Below are 14,491 nucleotides of genomic sequence, written 5' to 3'. Positions count from 1 at the left end.
AGTCGTTTCAATATAAATAACAACATTGGTATCATATGGGTATATGCATATAAATTTAGCATCTTAAGCTTTAAGATTACAAAATGATAAGTAGAAACATAATAATTTTAAAAAACAAGTTGAAATATATTTTAAAGCATTATATTATGAATCCAGACATCGATGTACTTTATTTAAAAAAGAGGTAGGTTATGGATACTAATATTGAAATGATACCAGCATATAAAATTGCTTATATAAGAAGAACAGGAGCTTATGGTTTAGATAATGTACAAATAATGGAACAATTAAAAAGTTGGGCTAGAGAAGAAAACTTATTTAATGAAAGTTCAATTATATTAGGAATCGCACAAGATAACCCTAAAGTTACAGAGCCTAAAGATTGTCGTTATGATGCATGTTTAGTTGTTTCAGATGAATTTAAGGTTAATAATAATTATATTAATTTTGGGGAAACTTTTGGTGGAAAGTATTGTGTATTTAAAATAAGCCATACAGCGGATAAGGTGCAAAAAGCGTGGATGGAGATATTTTCGGAGTTGTCAAAAAGAAATTATAAACTTGATGATAGAAGGCCTATCCTGGAACGCTATGCAGTGCAGATGATAAATAATCATTATTGTGAAATTTGTGTACCGATATTATAAAAGAATATAAGGATTTTATAATGATAACTTAAATAATAAAGTAAAGTATTAAAGGAGAAATGAGTCTAAGCAATAGGCCAGTTCTCCTTATTATTTTATTTGAAAATATTTATATATTGGCTTGTTTAACAAATCGCCTTCCCATATCAAATGCATTTTCACAATCCTTTGGAAATTGCGTTTCTTTAACTTTTCTTTTTTTTGTTTCATCAAATAATGTTGTAACGTATCTTGAGTAATCATCAAATTGGTAAGTATCATTGACAATTAAGGTTTCAAAAGAAGTAAAAGCCTTTTCTAGGTATGTCTCAATAGGCTTAAGTTGATCTTCATAGTCAGCTTTAAATTTGTCATTGGTTACATTCATCGTATAGATAAAGCCAATAGGTATTTTTCTTTTAAAAAGACTTGAATGTTCTTGATCATAAACTAGATATTGAAAGATAAGCCTTTCTAAGAAAGCTTTCATAGCACTAGTAACTGAGTGTAGGAATATTGGAGAACCTAAAATAATTGCATCAGCGTTTGAAACTCTTTCGAGGATATAAAGGAGCGAAATTTATGGATAGTTTTGAAGATAAATATGGAACTTGTGGAATGCGTTATACAATATCTGTTGTTGAGGGAAAGTGGAAGTGGATTATTTTATGGAAAATATATAAAGCGAAAGTAATAAGATATAATAAATTAAGGAAAAGTTTAGAACCTATTGCACATAAGACATTAAGTTCACAACTAAAGGAATTAGAAATTAGCAATTTAATTCATAGAGAACAATACAATGAAGTTCCCCCTAAGGTTGAGTATTCATTAACAGAAGAGGGAGTGACATTAATACCAATCCTTGAGCTTATGAGCAAATGGGGAAATGAGTATATTAAAAAATAAAGTCACTTAAAAACTAAATATTATATTAATGGAAATTGCGTAGGTTGCAGCTAATATAATGATAAAAAAGCTTCTATATACATCAGGTTATCTGCAATCACTATCTAAGTGAGGATAATATTTAATAGACCAAGACTCAATTTCCTTAATGATTTTAGTAAGGTCTTTTCCCTTTTCAGTGAGGTAATATTCGACCTTTGGTGGGATTTCAGGATAAATATGTTTATTTATTAAATCTTCATTTTCTAATTCTTTAAGCTTTTCATTTAGTACTTTTTGACTTATACCTTCAGTTATTCTTTGAAGTTCTAAAAATCTTCTAGGTTTATCATATAAATGGCATAATAAAACGGCCTTCCATTTACCTCTAATAAAATCCATTGCAAAATCTAATAAACATACATAGTGCCTACCATTATAATTTATCATTTATTTATCTACCTTCAATCTTTTATATTTGATAAAATTTAGTTTACTGTACATTCATACTAAGTAACTTTATAATAGCAAATTTTCAAATTAAAATAAACATAGATTATTGTCTAGTAAAATTTTATTTCATGCTAATGTAGGTATCGCGGTAAATCTTACTTAAAGGTAAGTAGTCTAACGAAAAAGTGCGTACTTGGCACTTGTATTATTGAACTATATAATGGACACATATTTGAAAACAAATTATATGGAGGTATATATATGAAAGTAGTTGCTTTTAATGGAAGTCCGAAAAAGAATGGAAATACTAATGAGGCGATAAAAGCTGTAGCGGCAGAGTTAGAGAAAGAAAATATAGAGGTAGAAATTATTCATGTGGGAAATAAGGTAATACGTGGATGCCTGGACTGCGGAGGATGCAGCAGAAACATGAACGAACGATGTGTTATGAAGAATGATGAGGTTAATGATTGGATTCAAAAGATGAAGGAAGCTGATGGAATTATTCTAGGTTCTCCTGTACATTATTCAGCCATTGCAGGAACAATGAAATCATTTTTAGATCGTGCGTTTTTGGTTACATCTGTAAATAACGGAATGCTTAGACATAAGGTAGGAGCAAGTGTTGTTGCTGTAAGAAGATCAGGCGGTATTCCGGTATTCAATCAACTAAATAACTATATCAATTATTCTGAGATGATGATGCCAACATCAAATTATTGGAATGTAATTCATGGTACAAAACCTGGAGAAGCAACACAAGATGAAGAGGGAATGCAGATCATGAGAGTTCTAGGAAAAAATATGGCATGGCTATTGAAGACGATTGATTCTAGCAAAAATAATGTAAAGGAAAATGAAATAGAAGAAAAAATATTTACCAACTTTATAAGATAAGCTTTAAAGTTAAAGGTATTATTGAAGTTAATAAAGAAAAAAATCTCCGTTATCCACGTTACAGAAAACTGTACCATAAATAACGGAGATTTTCATTAAAAGCAATAGTAGCATTAAATTTAAGATAAGAAGTATACTTGATGAAAGATACAATGTTACTTATTTTCCAAGCCGTTAAAATCCATGAGGAGCTCGATAAAGCTCTCAAGTTTGGAATCATCCCATTTTGCAATTCGTTCATAGAAAGCAGATTCTTTTTCTTTTAAAGCATTCATTGTTCTTTGATGACCTAGTTCAGTTAAGGATAGAAGTACGCCTCTCCGATCACTTGGAGATTGTTCGCTTTTTACATAGCCCATATTCTTTAGTTGATTTACAAGGCGACTAACAGAACTACGATCCATAGCTATTGATTTTGATAGAACCGTTGCATTCGTTGGACCAAATGAAAATAGCCAACGAACTATTAGAAAAGCAGCAGGTTGTAATGTAGAATCGAAATGTGCTGCAGTTTTCACATTAAGTGCATGTGAGGCATTTATAATTACATTTAGCTGTTCTCCTAGCTTGAGTTCTAATTGAATTCTATTATCAGTTTTATTTTGAGTATTGTTATTCATAGTTTACCTCGATTGAATTAATTTAATAAAAAGTATTTGACATATATCAAATAAAAATATATACTTGACATATATCAAGTATATTTAATTATCTAAATCATGTCAAGGAATTAAAATATATTGTAAAAAACATATAATGAGTTCTATATTATACTGCATTACTACAGGAGGATGTCTATGGAAAAATTCAGGACTATTGCAATTACTGGAGCTACAAGTGGACTTGGAAAATTAGTGGCAATTGAATTAGTAAAGAGAGATGCGCATTTGATATTAACAGCAAGAAACAAGGAACGAGCTGAAGCAACTAAAAAAATGCTTGAGAGTATTAACCCTAAAGCTAAAATTGACTTTTTCTTTGGGGATTTGTCAGTAATGAGAGACGTAAAAAGGGTTGGCGAGGAGATTAAAGCTGTTCACCCTAGGATTGATGTCCTAGTAAATAATGCTGGACTCCATGCGTTCGAGCAGAGAGTAACTTCCGATGGGCTTGCAGAGATGATGGCGGTTAACTATTTAGCACCATGGTTATTAACTAATACCTTACTCCAATCTTTAATTGCATCAAGGAATGCGCGGATTGTAAATGTTGCGTCTGAAGCGTCTCGTAACCATGGTGAGCTTAAGTTACCAGGAGATTTGACAGATATATCAGAATTTACATCTAGAGAGTCGTCTGCGATTTATGGAAAAACTAAATTATTGAATATTATGTTTACTGCAGAACTAGCACGTCGACTTTCAGGAACGGGAATTATAGTTAATGCGCTTAATCCAGGCTTTAATGTTACGGGACTTGGACGAGAACTATGGTTTGCTACTGCACTTGAACGCATATTAAAATTTTTTCATATAGGAGATCCACGTAAAGGAGCAGATATTATACTTCGTTTATCCATAGATGCCCAATATAATAGTGTAACGGGTGGATATTTTAATGTAATAACAGGGAACCCTATAAGTCCAATATATCCAGGCGGTGATAAAGTAATGCAAAATAAGCTGTGGAGTGATACTGAGACATTACTCAAACAAAGAGGTTTTATAGAATAGATATATTAAGAAGAAAATTAAATATTGAAAAATAAATATAGAAGGACAGTATTAAAAAAGTCTATGTTACGAAAAATCAAGGTTATTATTCTTGAAATTAGTAAGAAAAAGTAAAAAAGATAAAATTAAAAAGGAAAGTTATAATTATCACAAGGATTTACTGTAATAGAGTAGTCCTTGTGATAAGTTTAAGTTTTCACTTAGATTGGTAAAAGTTGACCTCTAACGGGTTTCTATCTACTAATCTTGGATAATTATATTTTGGATATCCTACCATAACAGCACCAGTTATTTTTTTACCTTTAGGAACGTTAAATAATTTAAGCATCGGAGAATTATCCTTAAGTGCAATTTTTTCAAAAACTCCAGCCCAACATGAACCCAATCCAAGCGTAGGTGCGTATAGTTCCATATATGCTAATGAAAAAATAGAATTCTCTCTTCCACGTGGGAAATCTACATCAGCAGTTGCTAGGACAAGGCAAGGGGCCCCTCTTAATATAGAATCAATTCCTTTACTAAGATAAGATTCGATATAGGCAGCATACCTCTTACTTAACAATTCATCACGTTCCAATTCTTTAGCAGTAAGTTCAATAGCCATATTAAGTATATTTCTATCGTCTATTATAATATAAGATACGCTCTGTAGATTACTTCCAGTAGGAGCAAAGTGGGCAATATTAACAAGTTCCATTAATTTTTCTCTTGGAACAGAAGTTTTCTTATAAGATCGAATTGAACGTCTTGAACGAAGAAAGTTTTCTGCCTCTGCAGGGGTCAATTTTGAAAACTTTTTTGAACTTTTTTGATTGATTAATGGTGTTTTTACATTATCAATAGCTTCTTTTGGACAAACAGCTACACAATGTCCGCAGGCGATACATTTTTGAGGACAAACATCTTCTGGACTATTTTCTTTCATTTTTATTATTTGCTCAGGGCATTCATTTACACAAATTCCACATTTGACACACTTATCATGATTTACAGTTATTAAATTCATTTTTCTATTCCTCCTAAGAATCTCTCTAGTAAAGTTATTTTGTGATTTTATGGATAATAAATGTTATAATTTGAGTTGATATTCCGAAAATACATACTCCGTACCATCCAAAGTGTACATAAGTAAAAGAACCCATAAAAGAACCGAATGCTCCTCCAAGAAAAAAGCTTACCATATAGACAGTATTAATTCTGTTGCGCATTTTTTCATTTAAAGAATGTACTCTAGTCTGATTGGAAACATTTCCAGATTGAACTCCTAGATCAAGTAGCATAACTCCTAAAATTAATCCAAATATTTTAAATCCAAGCAAGAGAAATAGTAAATAGGAAATTGTTATAATAGGTATACAAATGCCTATAATAAATCTAGGACCCTTCTTATCAGCTATTCTTCCAACTAAAGGAGCTGCTAAGGCACCACTAACGCCAACTAATCCAAATAAACCAGCTGCCTGAGAGCCCATATTATAATGAGGACTTTGGAGTAAAAATGTAAGTGATGTCCAAAATGCACTAAAAGCTGCAAACATCATAGCTCCATTGATAGATGCTTCTCTTAAAACAGGTTCACTTTTTATTAATTGGAACATTGATTTTAATAGCTCAATATATTTAACGTTAGAGGATGGTTTACTTACAGGTAGTAACTTTCTTAAGGCAATCATAAGAAATATCATCATAATAGCTGCAATAATATACACTACTCTCCAGCCCCAATAAGCACCTAAAATACCGCTGAATGTACGCGATACTAATATACCGATTAATAAACCGCTCATAACTGTCCCTATTATTCGGCCTCTATCCTTTTGATTTGATAACTGAGCAGCTAATGGGATGATAAGCTGAGGGATGATAGAAGTAAATCCAACTGCAAAAGAAGAAATTGTTAAAATATAGATATTACTCGAAAAAAACATACTTGCAAGAGAGATTACTGAAAACAGAAGTATCGTAGTTATCAAATTTCGCCTTTCTTTTATATCTCCTAGGGGCAATATCAATACCATTCCAACTGCATATCCTATTTGTGTAAGCATTGCTGCAGAGCCTACACTAATTTCACTTACATTAAATGTCTTAGATATATCCGCCAGCAATGGTTGTATATAATATAAATTTGCAACAGTAAGTCCACAGGCTATAGACATAACCATAATTAATAACTTATTCAATATAGATTTATTCTCCATAAGATCATTATTTAAGTTTTCCATGATAATCCACTCCTTTTAATAAATAGAATTAACGATAAAGAAACTAAACGTTCAGTTTATAAATATATAATATACTAAACGTTTAGTTTTGTAAAGAGGGATTTATGTTGAAAATAGAAAAATATATATTATAATATACGTATAGTTTATTAAATGCATACTTATAGATAGATTGTCATGGAGGTAATTATGATGGATAAAAAGTTAGGACGTCCTCGAAGTGAAAAAACAAAATCAGATATTCTTAATGCTGCATATGAATTATTAATTGAAAATGGGTTCGCAGAAATAACTGTTGAAAAGATTGCTGAAAGAGCTAATGTAAGTAAAGCTACTATTTATAAATGGTGGCCTAATAAAGCGGCTGTGATTATTGATGGATTCTTAAATACTACTAATGTAGAACTTCCAATACCTGATACTGGATCAACTATTCAAGATATGTTTATTCAAGTGGATAACTTTACAAAGTTTCTAACGAGCAGAAAAGGGAGTGTAATTACTGAAATAATAGCTGAAGGACAATATGATCCTAAATTAGCTGATATTTATCGTAAGGCGTATTTTACACCTCGCCGAAGTATTTCAAAAAAAATTCTAGAACGAGGAATTTTAAGGGGAGAGCTAAAAAAGGATTTGAACATTGAGGTGATTATTGATTTAATTTGGGGTCCTATATTCTATAGATTATTAATAACTGGAGAAAAGATTGATGTGGCTTTTGTAAAAGAAATTATAAATTATGCATTTGAAGGAATAAAGCATTTATAGAAGCTGTGTAATAATCAAAATAAAATTCCATGAGAGTAGACATACTTAATTACTGTTTTTTATTACATTCTTATGAGTAACACCTATTTTCTTTAAGGAATTGTATCTATTAAGGCTGTCACTTGCTTCTGATAGTTGTTGCAGAGCTAATACTGCTGCACTTGATATCAAAAATACTATGCCTAAGTATATTCCAATAAATACAACGATTGTTGACCAACCATATACTAGTCCATGTACTTGTTTTATTGTATTTCCAAAGATAGGAATGTAGGACTGTTCTCGTAATTGTTCTTACCGAAGCTTTTAAATAAGTTTTTAAATCTCGCCTCTGATTTTTCGGTATTATTTTTGGGGAACATTACATTGAATCCTGTAGAGTATAACTTGAGATTTCCACTGAAGTTATCAGGGATTATGAAGTAAAAGGAATTTAACTCAGACCCTGTAGTAATATTATCTTTAATTGGAGTCTCATTTTTAATTCTGTAAGCTTTACCGTCTATATTAATAGATTTTTGTTTTGTATGAATTTATCTACAGCGCTATTAAGCTCTTTATAATTGGATGCAACTAACAGCTCGTTATCCTTTATAGTAATACCTTGCTGTCCGTTTAACCTTCGTATTGAATTATATTCAGATATTTTTACAGCTGATATGGGAACTTCCAAAAAGTATTTTTCAGAAGCAGTTTTATTTTTTATGTCTAAATAACTTTTGAACAAATTATTTGGCTGTATATCAAGTTGGTACTCATTATAAAAAGTATACCTTTCATAATTATTAAATTTAAAATTCATTTTATTTAGATACGTTTTAATACTCTGCATGCTTTGACTATTACTATCGATATTAAGATGAGCTGAAGCATCGAAGGTAGTGTTTCCTTTTAACATCTTATCTAGGCTGCTTTTATAGCTGAACATAGTGAATAGAAGTGTAATAGTTAGAAAGAGCATAAGGCATATTACAGACATTGATATAAAGTTAGTAGTTATCTTGTTGTGTATCTGCCTTAATACAAAAATATTTAAATTTTTAAGGTAAATATTTTTGTTCCTTCGTACAATATATAGAAAGAAGCTGGATAAACTGAAAAACAACAATAAGGTTCCTATAACTCCAAGTATAATGGAGGTTGTAAATTTAATATTTTTAGGATCTAACCCTGTTTTTAGTACTAAATTGTAGGCCACTCCTAACAGTACAGCAGATAGAATAAATATGGAAGCTGAGATAATAGGATTTTCTATTATTAATGAGGTTCATAATGCCGCATACGATAACGAATAATACAAAATTAATTAATAAGAATAAAAATTTGTTTTTTAAATATTCCAATAAACTCATGGCATTATATATCCTAGTCCACGTCTTGTTTCTATGTTTTCCTTCATTCCTACTTCTTCGAGTTTTTTTCTTAATATTGTAACGTTAACTGATAAATTGTTATCATCTACGAATATATCTGAATTCCACATAAAATTCATTAGGTCATCTCTGGACACTATTTTCCCTTTGTTCTTGATCAAACAAGAAAGAATTTTAAGTTCATTTTTTGTTAGTTCTGTTGTATTACCATGGTAGGTAATAGAGCCATTTGATAAATTGAGTTTTAAATCATTATAAAAAATGGTATCTAGAGAGTTAGAACCATGAGCTCTTCTTAATACGGATGCAATCCTTGCCACAAGAATTTGAGTATTGTAGGGTTTTGTTATAAAGTCATCTGCACCTAAATTCATGCTCATTAGTTCATCCATTTCACTGTCTCTGCTTGTAACTATTATTATTGCAAAAATACTTATGGATAAACCATATGAGTTTTTATAAGTTCATTAAAGTATATATGTAGGCATTAATTACCGCTTAACTATTATTTTATTTATACGAAATTACTAGCAAGAATAATTATTAAAGTGCCAAATATCAACTATGAAATATTTGGAGAGGAGAAAACAAATGAAGAAGATGAAATTGAACAATATCAAGTTAAGCGTAAAAATGATATTCACTTTAATAATACCTGTTGCGTCACTAATACTAATCACAGGTATTTTCGTAAGATATATAGACAAAGTTAATAACCATCTAATTACTAGCTTGTACGAAGAGAATCATTTAAGTCAATATTGGCTTTATAATGCAGATCGTGATTTTTATCAGGCACTATTTGCACAAATGGAAATGGAGAAAAGCACTGATGTTGAAAGTTTGAACAAATCAAAGGATTCATTTTTAGAAAACTATAATCAGACAATTGAGAGAGTGCACAAAGCAAGAAATATACTATATAAGGATAAAGAAAAGTTTGCGAATATGAAGCATAAAGACTCAAAGCTAACGATAGTTCAGCTTTTTGATAACTTTGATAAAGATTTTGCTAATTGGTCAAAACTCTTCGATGTGAATAAAAATGTATTAACTAACAAAGTCAAATATCAAGAAAACTTCGATATGGCTAGGGAATCTATCAATCAAATTGAAGAAGTAATGGACGATTATAATAAATCTATAATGGCTCAAAGCAACGCCAATGTAAGATATATTATAAATATTATTATTAGTATTTCAGCCTTAACAATTCTTATATCCATTTTGCTTGGAATATATCTAATTAATAATGTTAAAAAAAGAACTAAAACAGCAGTGGGACTAATGAATAAGACTGCTGAGTACGATTTGAAATATGATAAAAGCTATGAAAAATATATAATAGAAAAAGATGAATTTGCTGAAATTATTAATGCAGAAATTGGTGTTAGAAGGGAAATGAGAAGTATTGTAGAAAATGTAGTCGGTGAAACTGAAGGTTTAAAAACAACAATAAAGGAAACAAATAAAAGCGTGTCATATCTCAAAGGAGAGTTAGAAGATATATCGTCAACTACAGAAGAACTGTCTGCTGGTATGGAGGAAACAGCAGCATCGACTCAAGAGATGAATTCTACCACAACGGAAATGGAAAAAGCGCTTAACAACATTGCAAGTAAAGCACTTGAAGGGTCGAAGTCAGTAGGGGATATTAGTAAACGTGCACATGAGTTAAAAGAAAATTTTTCTGTTTCGTATAATAACGCTGAAGAGGTTATGGATAGTGTAAGAGTAAAATTAGAGAAGTCTTTGTTGCAATCAAAAGCTGTGGAGCAAATCAATGAATTGACTGATTCTATATTACAAATAACTTCTCAAACGAATCTTCTTGCGCTTAATGCATCTATTGAAGCAGCAAGGGCAGGTGAAGCTGGTAAAGGATTTGCAGTTGTTGCAGAGGAGATAAGAAAGCTTGCTGAAAATTCAAAGGTAACAGTCAATAAAATTCAAGAAATTACTAAGGTGGTTATAAATTCTGTTGAAGGTTTATCTGATAATTCCAATGAATTGCTCCAATTTGTTGAAGAAGAGGTTAATAATGATTACCGTACAATGCTTGAGGCTACAGATCAATATAAGCTTGATGCTGACTTGGTTAACGAAATTGTAAGTGATTTCAGTGCGACTTCTGAAGAGCTATTATCTTCTATACAGAATATGGTTATGACAATGAATAGTATAGCCGAAGCAACTAATGAGGGAGCAATTGGTACAGGTAATATTGCTGAAAAGGTAGCTTCAATAGTAAATCGAGCAAATGAATTGGTGAAAATCATTGATTCGACTAACGAAGGATCTGATAATCTTTACAAAATGGTATCCAAATTTAATGTATAATAAAAGAAGGAGAATCTTTAGAAAAAAAGATTCTCCTTTCTATTTAATTTATACTATTGACTTTAACGTAACGTAATAGTGTATTGTATAGCTATACTGAAAGAAAGGAGAGGATTTCTAAAATTGAAGATTAATGAAGTTGCAAAGTTGACTGGCATTACCATAAGAACGCTGCATTATTACGATGAAATAGGATTGCTTAAACCTAGTGAAATTACAGGAGCAGGATATCGTTTATACGATGAAAATAGCCTTTCTAAATTACAGCAAATATTATTTTTTAGAGAACTGGAATTTCCTCTTAATGAAATTAAAGAAATAATGAGAAGTTCTCAATATGACACAGCAGAAGCATTAAAAAGGCAAAAAGAATTACTTATTAAAAAGCGCGAGCGAATTGATAAGCTTATAACTCTTGTAGAAAATACAATAAAAGGAGAAGGTAAAATGAGTTTTGAAGAATTTGATATGACCGAAATTGAAGAGTCTAAAAAGAAGTATGCAAAAGAAGTTAAGGAGCGTTTTGGAGGTTCTGACGCTTATATCGAAAGTGAGAAGAAAACCAGTAATTACGGTAGAGAGGAGTGGCAAAAAATAAACGATGAATGTAAGAATATATTAAAGGCTTTTGCTGATAATAGGGATAAAGCGCCTGAAAGTAAAGAGGTTCAGGAACTTGTTAAAGAGTGGCAGTTATTTATTACAGAGAGCTTTTATAATTGTACAAATGATATTCTAAGGGGTCTAGGTTATATGTATGTTGAAGATGAGCGTTTTAAGAAAAACATTGACAGTAATGGTGAAGGGACAGCAGAATTCATTTCAAAAGCAATTAAAATTTACTGTGAGAAATAACTATAAAATCTGTAGATGCAATTATTTGAAAAGTTATAAAGACGGGGCTGTTGCAAAACTAAAAAAATAGTTTTGCAACAGCCCTTTAAATATGAATGAAATTAATAACATAGGCTAACTAGCTTCTTTGGATTTTTTGTTTTTTAAGAAGAAAGTTAAACCTAAACCGATAGCTATAAATATTGTTAACAGTATAAAGGTGTTATGAAAAGCAATATTCCCTGATACGGCTAAAGAATGTTTTCTAAAAGCTGTTTTAATTTGGTTAGATAAAAATGCTGTGATGAAGGCAATTGAAAGTGAATTAATAACTTGTAGTAATTCATTTGTCATTGGGGTAACTCGGTTGATTAAATTTAAGGGTACAGATTGCAGAGCGTGATTATTAACTTGCATATTTACTAGCCCTTGTCCTAAGCCTAAAAGAATAATGCAGATTATCAAATAGGCTAGTGCAGTAGTGTTTGTAATTTGAGCTAATAATATTAAACTAAAGCCCGTTAGTAGAAAGCCTGGAATAGCTGCGGACTTTGTACCGTACTTGTCAAATAATCTCCCGCCAACTGTCATACCAATAAAACTTGCGATTGCTTGAGGAACCATCATTAAGCCAGCTTCAAGCGAAGAATAGTTACGTATATTCTGTAAATATAAAGGAATTAGTAACATTGATCCAAAAACTGCAATTTGGTTAAGCCACATAAGGATAATGCCTTTACGAAATTCGGATATTTTAAAAACTTTAACTTCAAGCAATGGAGTTTGGGTTTTGGTTTCTAGAAATATAAAAGTAAGCAACATGAGAAAACCTAAGGCTATAGATATAATAGATATAGGAGATTGCCAGCCCTTATCAGAACCAACGTGAACCCCGTAGATTAGCAGTGGAAAAGCTAACGGGGACAAAAATGCACCTCTTAAATCAATTTTGGTATTGTGTTTGCTTTTAAAGTTAGGTAAAAACAAGAAAACAAGTATTAAAGATAAAAGTCCAATTGGAATATTAATTAAAAAGATTGTATGCCAATTATAATATTTGATTAAGAATCCAGATAATGCAGGTCCAATGGTTGGAGCTAGGAGCATGGGTAATCCTAAAAGCCCCATCATACTTCCGCGTTTTTCAATAGGAATAATTTTAAAGGATATTGCTATACCAATAGGACCTACTATTCCGCCTGATAAACCTTGTAAAATTCTATAAAAAATTACTTGTTCAATGTTTGTTGAAATTGATACTAAAAGTGATGCTATAGTAAAAAATAAGATAGCAATACCAAATATTTTTTTAGCAGAAAAACGATCAGCTAGCCAACCTGAATAAGGAATTACAGCGGCCATTGCTAAAGTATAGGCTGTTATTGCCCACTGAGAGGTAGCGAGATTAGTATTGAAAGTTGATTGAATATGAGGTAAAGCTACATTCATAATTGTTGTATCCATCATGACAAGCAACATACCAACTGCAATGGTTAAAACCGCAGGTAAAACTTTTTTTAAATCAAAATAATTTTTTGTTTTCATTATTGTAACCTCCTTATCGAACATCGTTCTGCAATTATAATAACACTGTTCGATAAGTGTGTAAAGAAAAAAATCTCTTTTTTAAAGATTTTTTTCTAATGCCTTAATTCCACCAATGAAAATATTTATTCCAAATTGGAACATCTCATGGCTCCCAAGTTTGCTAAAAAGACCATCTCTTTTGAATTTATATAAATAGGGTGTGTTACTTTCAGAAAAACCATCTGAGTTTACTTGTGCGTTATGAGAAAAGTTATCACTATCTAGTTTAAAAGTAAGGATATAATTTAGGTAGCTGTTAATGGCATACAATTTACTTTCTTCACTTAAGCTTAGCCCCTCTACGATTTTTAATAAGTTATCTAATAGCTTGCAGTAATTAGAGCTCATAGGTGGATACATCATCAATAGTTGGGCTAACTGGTCATACTCATTTAAAATACTTAAAATATTTTCTGCGTATTTCTTTAGACGCATATCCCACTCTTTTTCATCTATAGGATAAGCAATTCTTCCACTAGCTTGATTTATCATTTCACTAAATAAAGCTTCTTTGCTTTCAAAATGATAATACAAAGAAGATACAGTCAATTGAACACCTTTAGCTAATTTTCTCATTGAGAAACCTGAGATACCTTCTTGTCTAAGCAGTTCCCAAGATGTGTTAATAATTTTGTTTTTAGTTATTGGTTCGTTCATAATAACCTCCTAAATAGTAATATATGAGTTATAGATAATCTAAGTTATAGACTAGTAAGTTTTTTTAATAATATTATTATAAACTAAACAATTATAATTTGGGACACTATATTAAATGTTTGTATAGTATCTTAAAGTTAATAAGTAAATTTTAAGATATTTTTGGA

Annotated in this window: 15 protein-coding genes and 1 pseudogene; 7 read left to right on the top strand and 9 right to left on the bottom strand. The window is 30.9% G+C overall.

Annotation, left to right across the window (positions count from 1 at the left end; all coding sequences use genetic code 11):
- The first annotated feature begins 191 nt into the window (after positions 1 to 191).
- Positions 192 to 647: an AraC family transcriptional regulator gene (locus CA_RS17925; protein ID WP_010966756.1), complete on the top strand. Its 456-nt coding sequence runs from the start codon at positions 192 to 194 to the stop codon at positions 645 to 647.
- A gap of 109 nt (positions 648 to 756) precedes the next feature.
- On the opposite strand, the gene CA_RS17920 is transcribed toward CA_RS17925, so the two are convergent.
- A complete protein-coding gene (locus CA_RS17920) occupies positions 757 to 1,191 on the bottom strand; it encodes an NAD(P)H-dependent oxidoreductase (RefSeq protein WP_077836357.1) in 435 nt (144 codons plus the stop codon).
- 17 nt (positions 1,192 to 1,208) lie between these two features.
- On the opposite strand from CA_RS17920, the gene CA_RS17915 reads away from it, so the two are divergent.
- Positions 1,209 to 1,535: a winged helix-turn-helix transcriptional regulator gene (locus CA_RS17915; protein ID WP_010966754.1), complete on the top strand. Its 327-nt coding sequence runs from the start codon at positions 1,209 to 1,211 to the stop codon at positions 1,533 to 1,535.
- 87 nt (positions 1,536 to 1,622) lie between these two features.
- Here CA_RS17915 and CA_RS17910 read toward each other — a convergent pair whose 3' ends face one another.
- On the bottom strand, positions 1,623 to 1,964 hold the full coding sequence (locus tag CA_RS17910; RefSeq protein WP_010966753.1) for a winged helix-turn-helix transcriptional regulator: 342 nt from the start codon (positions 1,962 to 1,964) through the stop codon (positions 1,623 to 1,625).
- Positions 1,965 to 2,228: 264 nt separating this feature from the next.
- On the opposite strand from CA_RS17910, the gene CA_RS17905 reads away from it, so the two are divergent.
- Positions 2,229 to 2,864, top strand: a complete 636-nt coding sequence (locus tag CA_RS17905; RefSeq protein WP_010966752.1) for a flavodoxin family protein — start codon at positions 2,229 to 2,231, stop codon at positions 2,862 to 2,864.
- A 155-nt stretch (positions 2,865 to 3,019) separates the two neighbouring features.
- On the opposite strand, the gene CA_RS17900 is transcribed toward CA_RS17905, so the two are convergent.
- A complete protein-coding gene (locus CA_RS17900; protein WP_010966751.1) occupies positions 3,020 to 3,484 on the bottom strand; it encodes a MarR family winged helix-turn-helix transcriptional regulator in 465 nt (154 codons plus the stop codon).
- Between the two features lie 177 nt (positions 3,485 to 3,661).
- On the opposite strand from CA_RS17900, the gene CA_RS17895 reads away from it, so the two are divergent.
- Positions 3,662 to 4,537: an SDR family NAD(P)-dependent oxidoreductase gene (locus tag CA_RS17895; protein WP_010966750.1), complete on the top strand. Its 876-nt coding sequence runs from the start codon at positions 3,662 to 3,664 to the stop codon at positions 4,535 to 4,537.
- 196 nt (positions 4,538 to 4,733) lie between these two features.
- Here CA_RS17895 and CA_RS17890 read toward each other — a convergent pair whose 3' ends face one another.
- Both CA_RS17890 and CA_RS17885 read right to left on the bottom strand, forming a co-directional pair.
- Positions 4,734 to 5,543: a nitroreductase family protein gene (locus tag CA_RS17890; protein WP_010966749.1), complete on the bottom strand. Its 810-nt coding sequence runs from the start codon at positions 5,541 to 5,543 to the stop codon at positions 4,734 to 4,736.
- A gap of 34 nt (positions 5,544 to 5,577) precedes the next feature.
- A complete protein-coding gene (locus CA_RS17885) occupies positions 5,578 to 6,762 on the bottom strand; it encodes an MFS transporter (RefSeq protein WP_010966748.1) in 1,185 nt (394 codons plus the stop codon).
- 192 nt (positions 6,763 to 6,954) lie between these two features.
- Here CA_RS17885 and CA_RS17880 point away from each other — a divergent pair, with 192 nt between their 5' ends.
- The gene (locus CA_RS17880) at positions 6,955 to 7,533 is read left to right on the top strand and encodes a TetR/AcrR family transcriptional regulator (protein WP_010966747.1); all 579 of its coding nucleotides are present in this window, start codon (positions 6,955 to 6,957) and stop codon (positions 7,531 to 7,533) included.
- 502 nt (positions 7,534 to 8,035) lie between these two features.
- On the opposite strand, the gene CA_RS17875 is transcribed toward CA_RS17880, so the two are convergent.
- Both CA_RS17875 and CA_RS17870 read right to left on the bottom strand, forming a co-directional pair.
- Positions 8,036 to 8,431, bottom strand: coding sequence for a hypothetical protein (locus tag CA_RS17875; protein ID WP_241428625.1), 396 nt, complete (start codon positions 8,429 to 8,431; stop codon positions 8,036 to 8,038).
- Between the two features lie 450 nt (positions 8,432 to 8,881).
- Positions 8,882 to 9,328 (bottom strand): annotated as a pseudogene (locus tag CA_RS17870) (response regulator transcription factor); the annotation flags it as partial.
- A gap of 169 nt (positions 9,329 to 9,497) precedes the next feature.
- On the opposite strand from CA_RS17870, the gene CA_RS17865 reads away from it, so the two are divergent.
- Positions 9,498 to 11,246, top strand: a complete 1,749-nt coding sequence (locus CA_RS17865; protein WP_010966743.1) for a methyl-accepting chemotaxis protein — start codon at positions 9,498 to 9,500, stop codon at positions 11,244 to 11,246.
- A gap of 123 nt (positions 11,247 to 11,369) precedes the next feature.
- On the top strand, positions 11,370 to 12,101 hold the full coding sequence (locus tag CA_RS17860) for a MerR family transcriptional regulator (protein WP_010966742.1): 732 nt from the start codon (positions 11,370 to 11,372) through the stop codon (positions 12,099 to 12,101).
- A 114-nt stretch (positions 12,102 to 12,215) separates the two neighbouring features.
- On the opposite strand, the gene CA_RS17855 is transcribed toward CA_RS17860, so the two are convergent.
- Both CA_RS17855 and CA_RS17850 read right to left on the bottom strand, forming a co-directional pair.
- Entirely contained in the window at positions 12,216 to 13,625 is a 1,410-nt protein-coding gene (locus CA_RS17855; RefSeq protein ID WP_010966741.1) for an MDR family MFS transporter, read from the bottom strand.
- 81 nt (positions 13,626 to 13,706) lie between these two features.
- The gene (locus CA_RS17850; protein WP_013913621.1) at positions 13,707 to 14,324 is read right to left on the bottom strand and encodes a TetR/AcrR family transcriptional regulator; all 618 of its coding nucleotides are present in this window, start codon (positions 14,322 to 14,324) and stop codon (positions 13,707 to 13,709) included.
- Positions 14,325 to 14,491: the final 167 nt, after the last annotated feature.

The sequence above is a fragment of the Clostridium acetobutylicum ATCC 824 genome (assembly GCF_000008765.1).
Lineage (GTDB): Bacteria > Bacillota > Clostridia > Clostridiales > Clostridiaceae > Clostridium_S > Clostridium_S acetobutylicum.
This window is presented reverse-complemented; position numbering and strand designations above follow the sequence as displayed.

Bases quoted from the DNA above. Each gene is read 5' to 3' on its own strand.
- CA_RS17875 (WP_241428625.1), bottom strand. From the start codon at position 8,431: ATGTTAAAAGGAAACACTACCTTCGATGCTTCAGCTCATCTTAATATC.
- CA_RS17855 (WP_010966741.1), bottom strand. From the start codon at position 13,625: ATGAAAACAAAAAATTATTTTGATTTAAAAAAAGTTTTACCTGCGGTT.
- CA_RS17880 (WP_010966747.1), top strand. From the start codon at position 6,955: ATGGATAAAAAGTTAGGACGTCCTCGAAGTGAAAAAACAAAATCAGAT.
- CA_RS17900 (WP_010966751.1), bottom strand. From the start codon at position 3,484: ATGAATAACAATACTCAAAATAAAACTGATAATAGAATTCAATTAGAA.
- CA_RS17890 (WP_010966749.1), bottom strand. From the start codon at position 5,543: ATGAATTTAATAACTGTAAATCATGATAAGTGTGTCAAATGTGGAATT.
- CA_RS17905 (WP_010966752.1), top strand. From the start codon at position 2,229: ATGAAAGTAGTTGCTTTTAATGGAAGTCCGAAAAAGAATGGAAATACT.
- CA_RS17885 (WP_010966748.1), bottom strand. From the start codon at position 6,762: ATGGAAAACTTAAATAATGATCTTATGGAGAATAAATCTATATTGAAT.
- CA_RS17915 (WP_010966754.1), top strand. From the start codon at position 1,209: ATGGATAGTTTTGAAGATAAATATGGAACTTGTGGAATGCGTTATACA.
- CA_RS17925 (WP_010966756.1), top strand. From the start codon at position 192: ATGGATACTAATATTGAAATGATACCAGCATATAAAATTGCTTATATA.
- CA_RS17910 (WP_010966753.1), bottom strand. From the start codon at position 1,964: ATGATAAATTATAATGGTAGGCACTATGTATGTTTATTAGATTTTGCA.
- CA_RS17850 (WP_013913621.1), bottom strand. From the start codon at position 14,324: ATGAACGAACCAATAACTAAAAACAAAATTATTAACACATCTTGGGAA.
- CA_RS17895 (WP_010966750.1), top strand. From the start codon at position 3,662: ATGGAAAAATTCAGGACTATTGCAATTACTGGAGCTACAAGTGGACTT.
- CA_RS17865 (WP_010966743.1), top strand. From the start codon at position 9,498: ATGAAGAAGATGAAATTGAACAATATCAAGTTAAGCGTAAAAATGATA.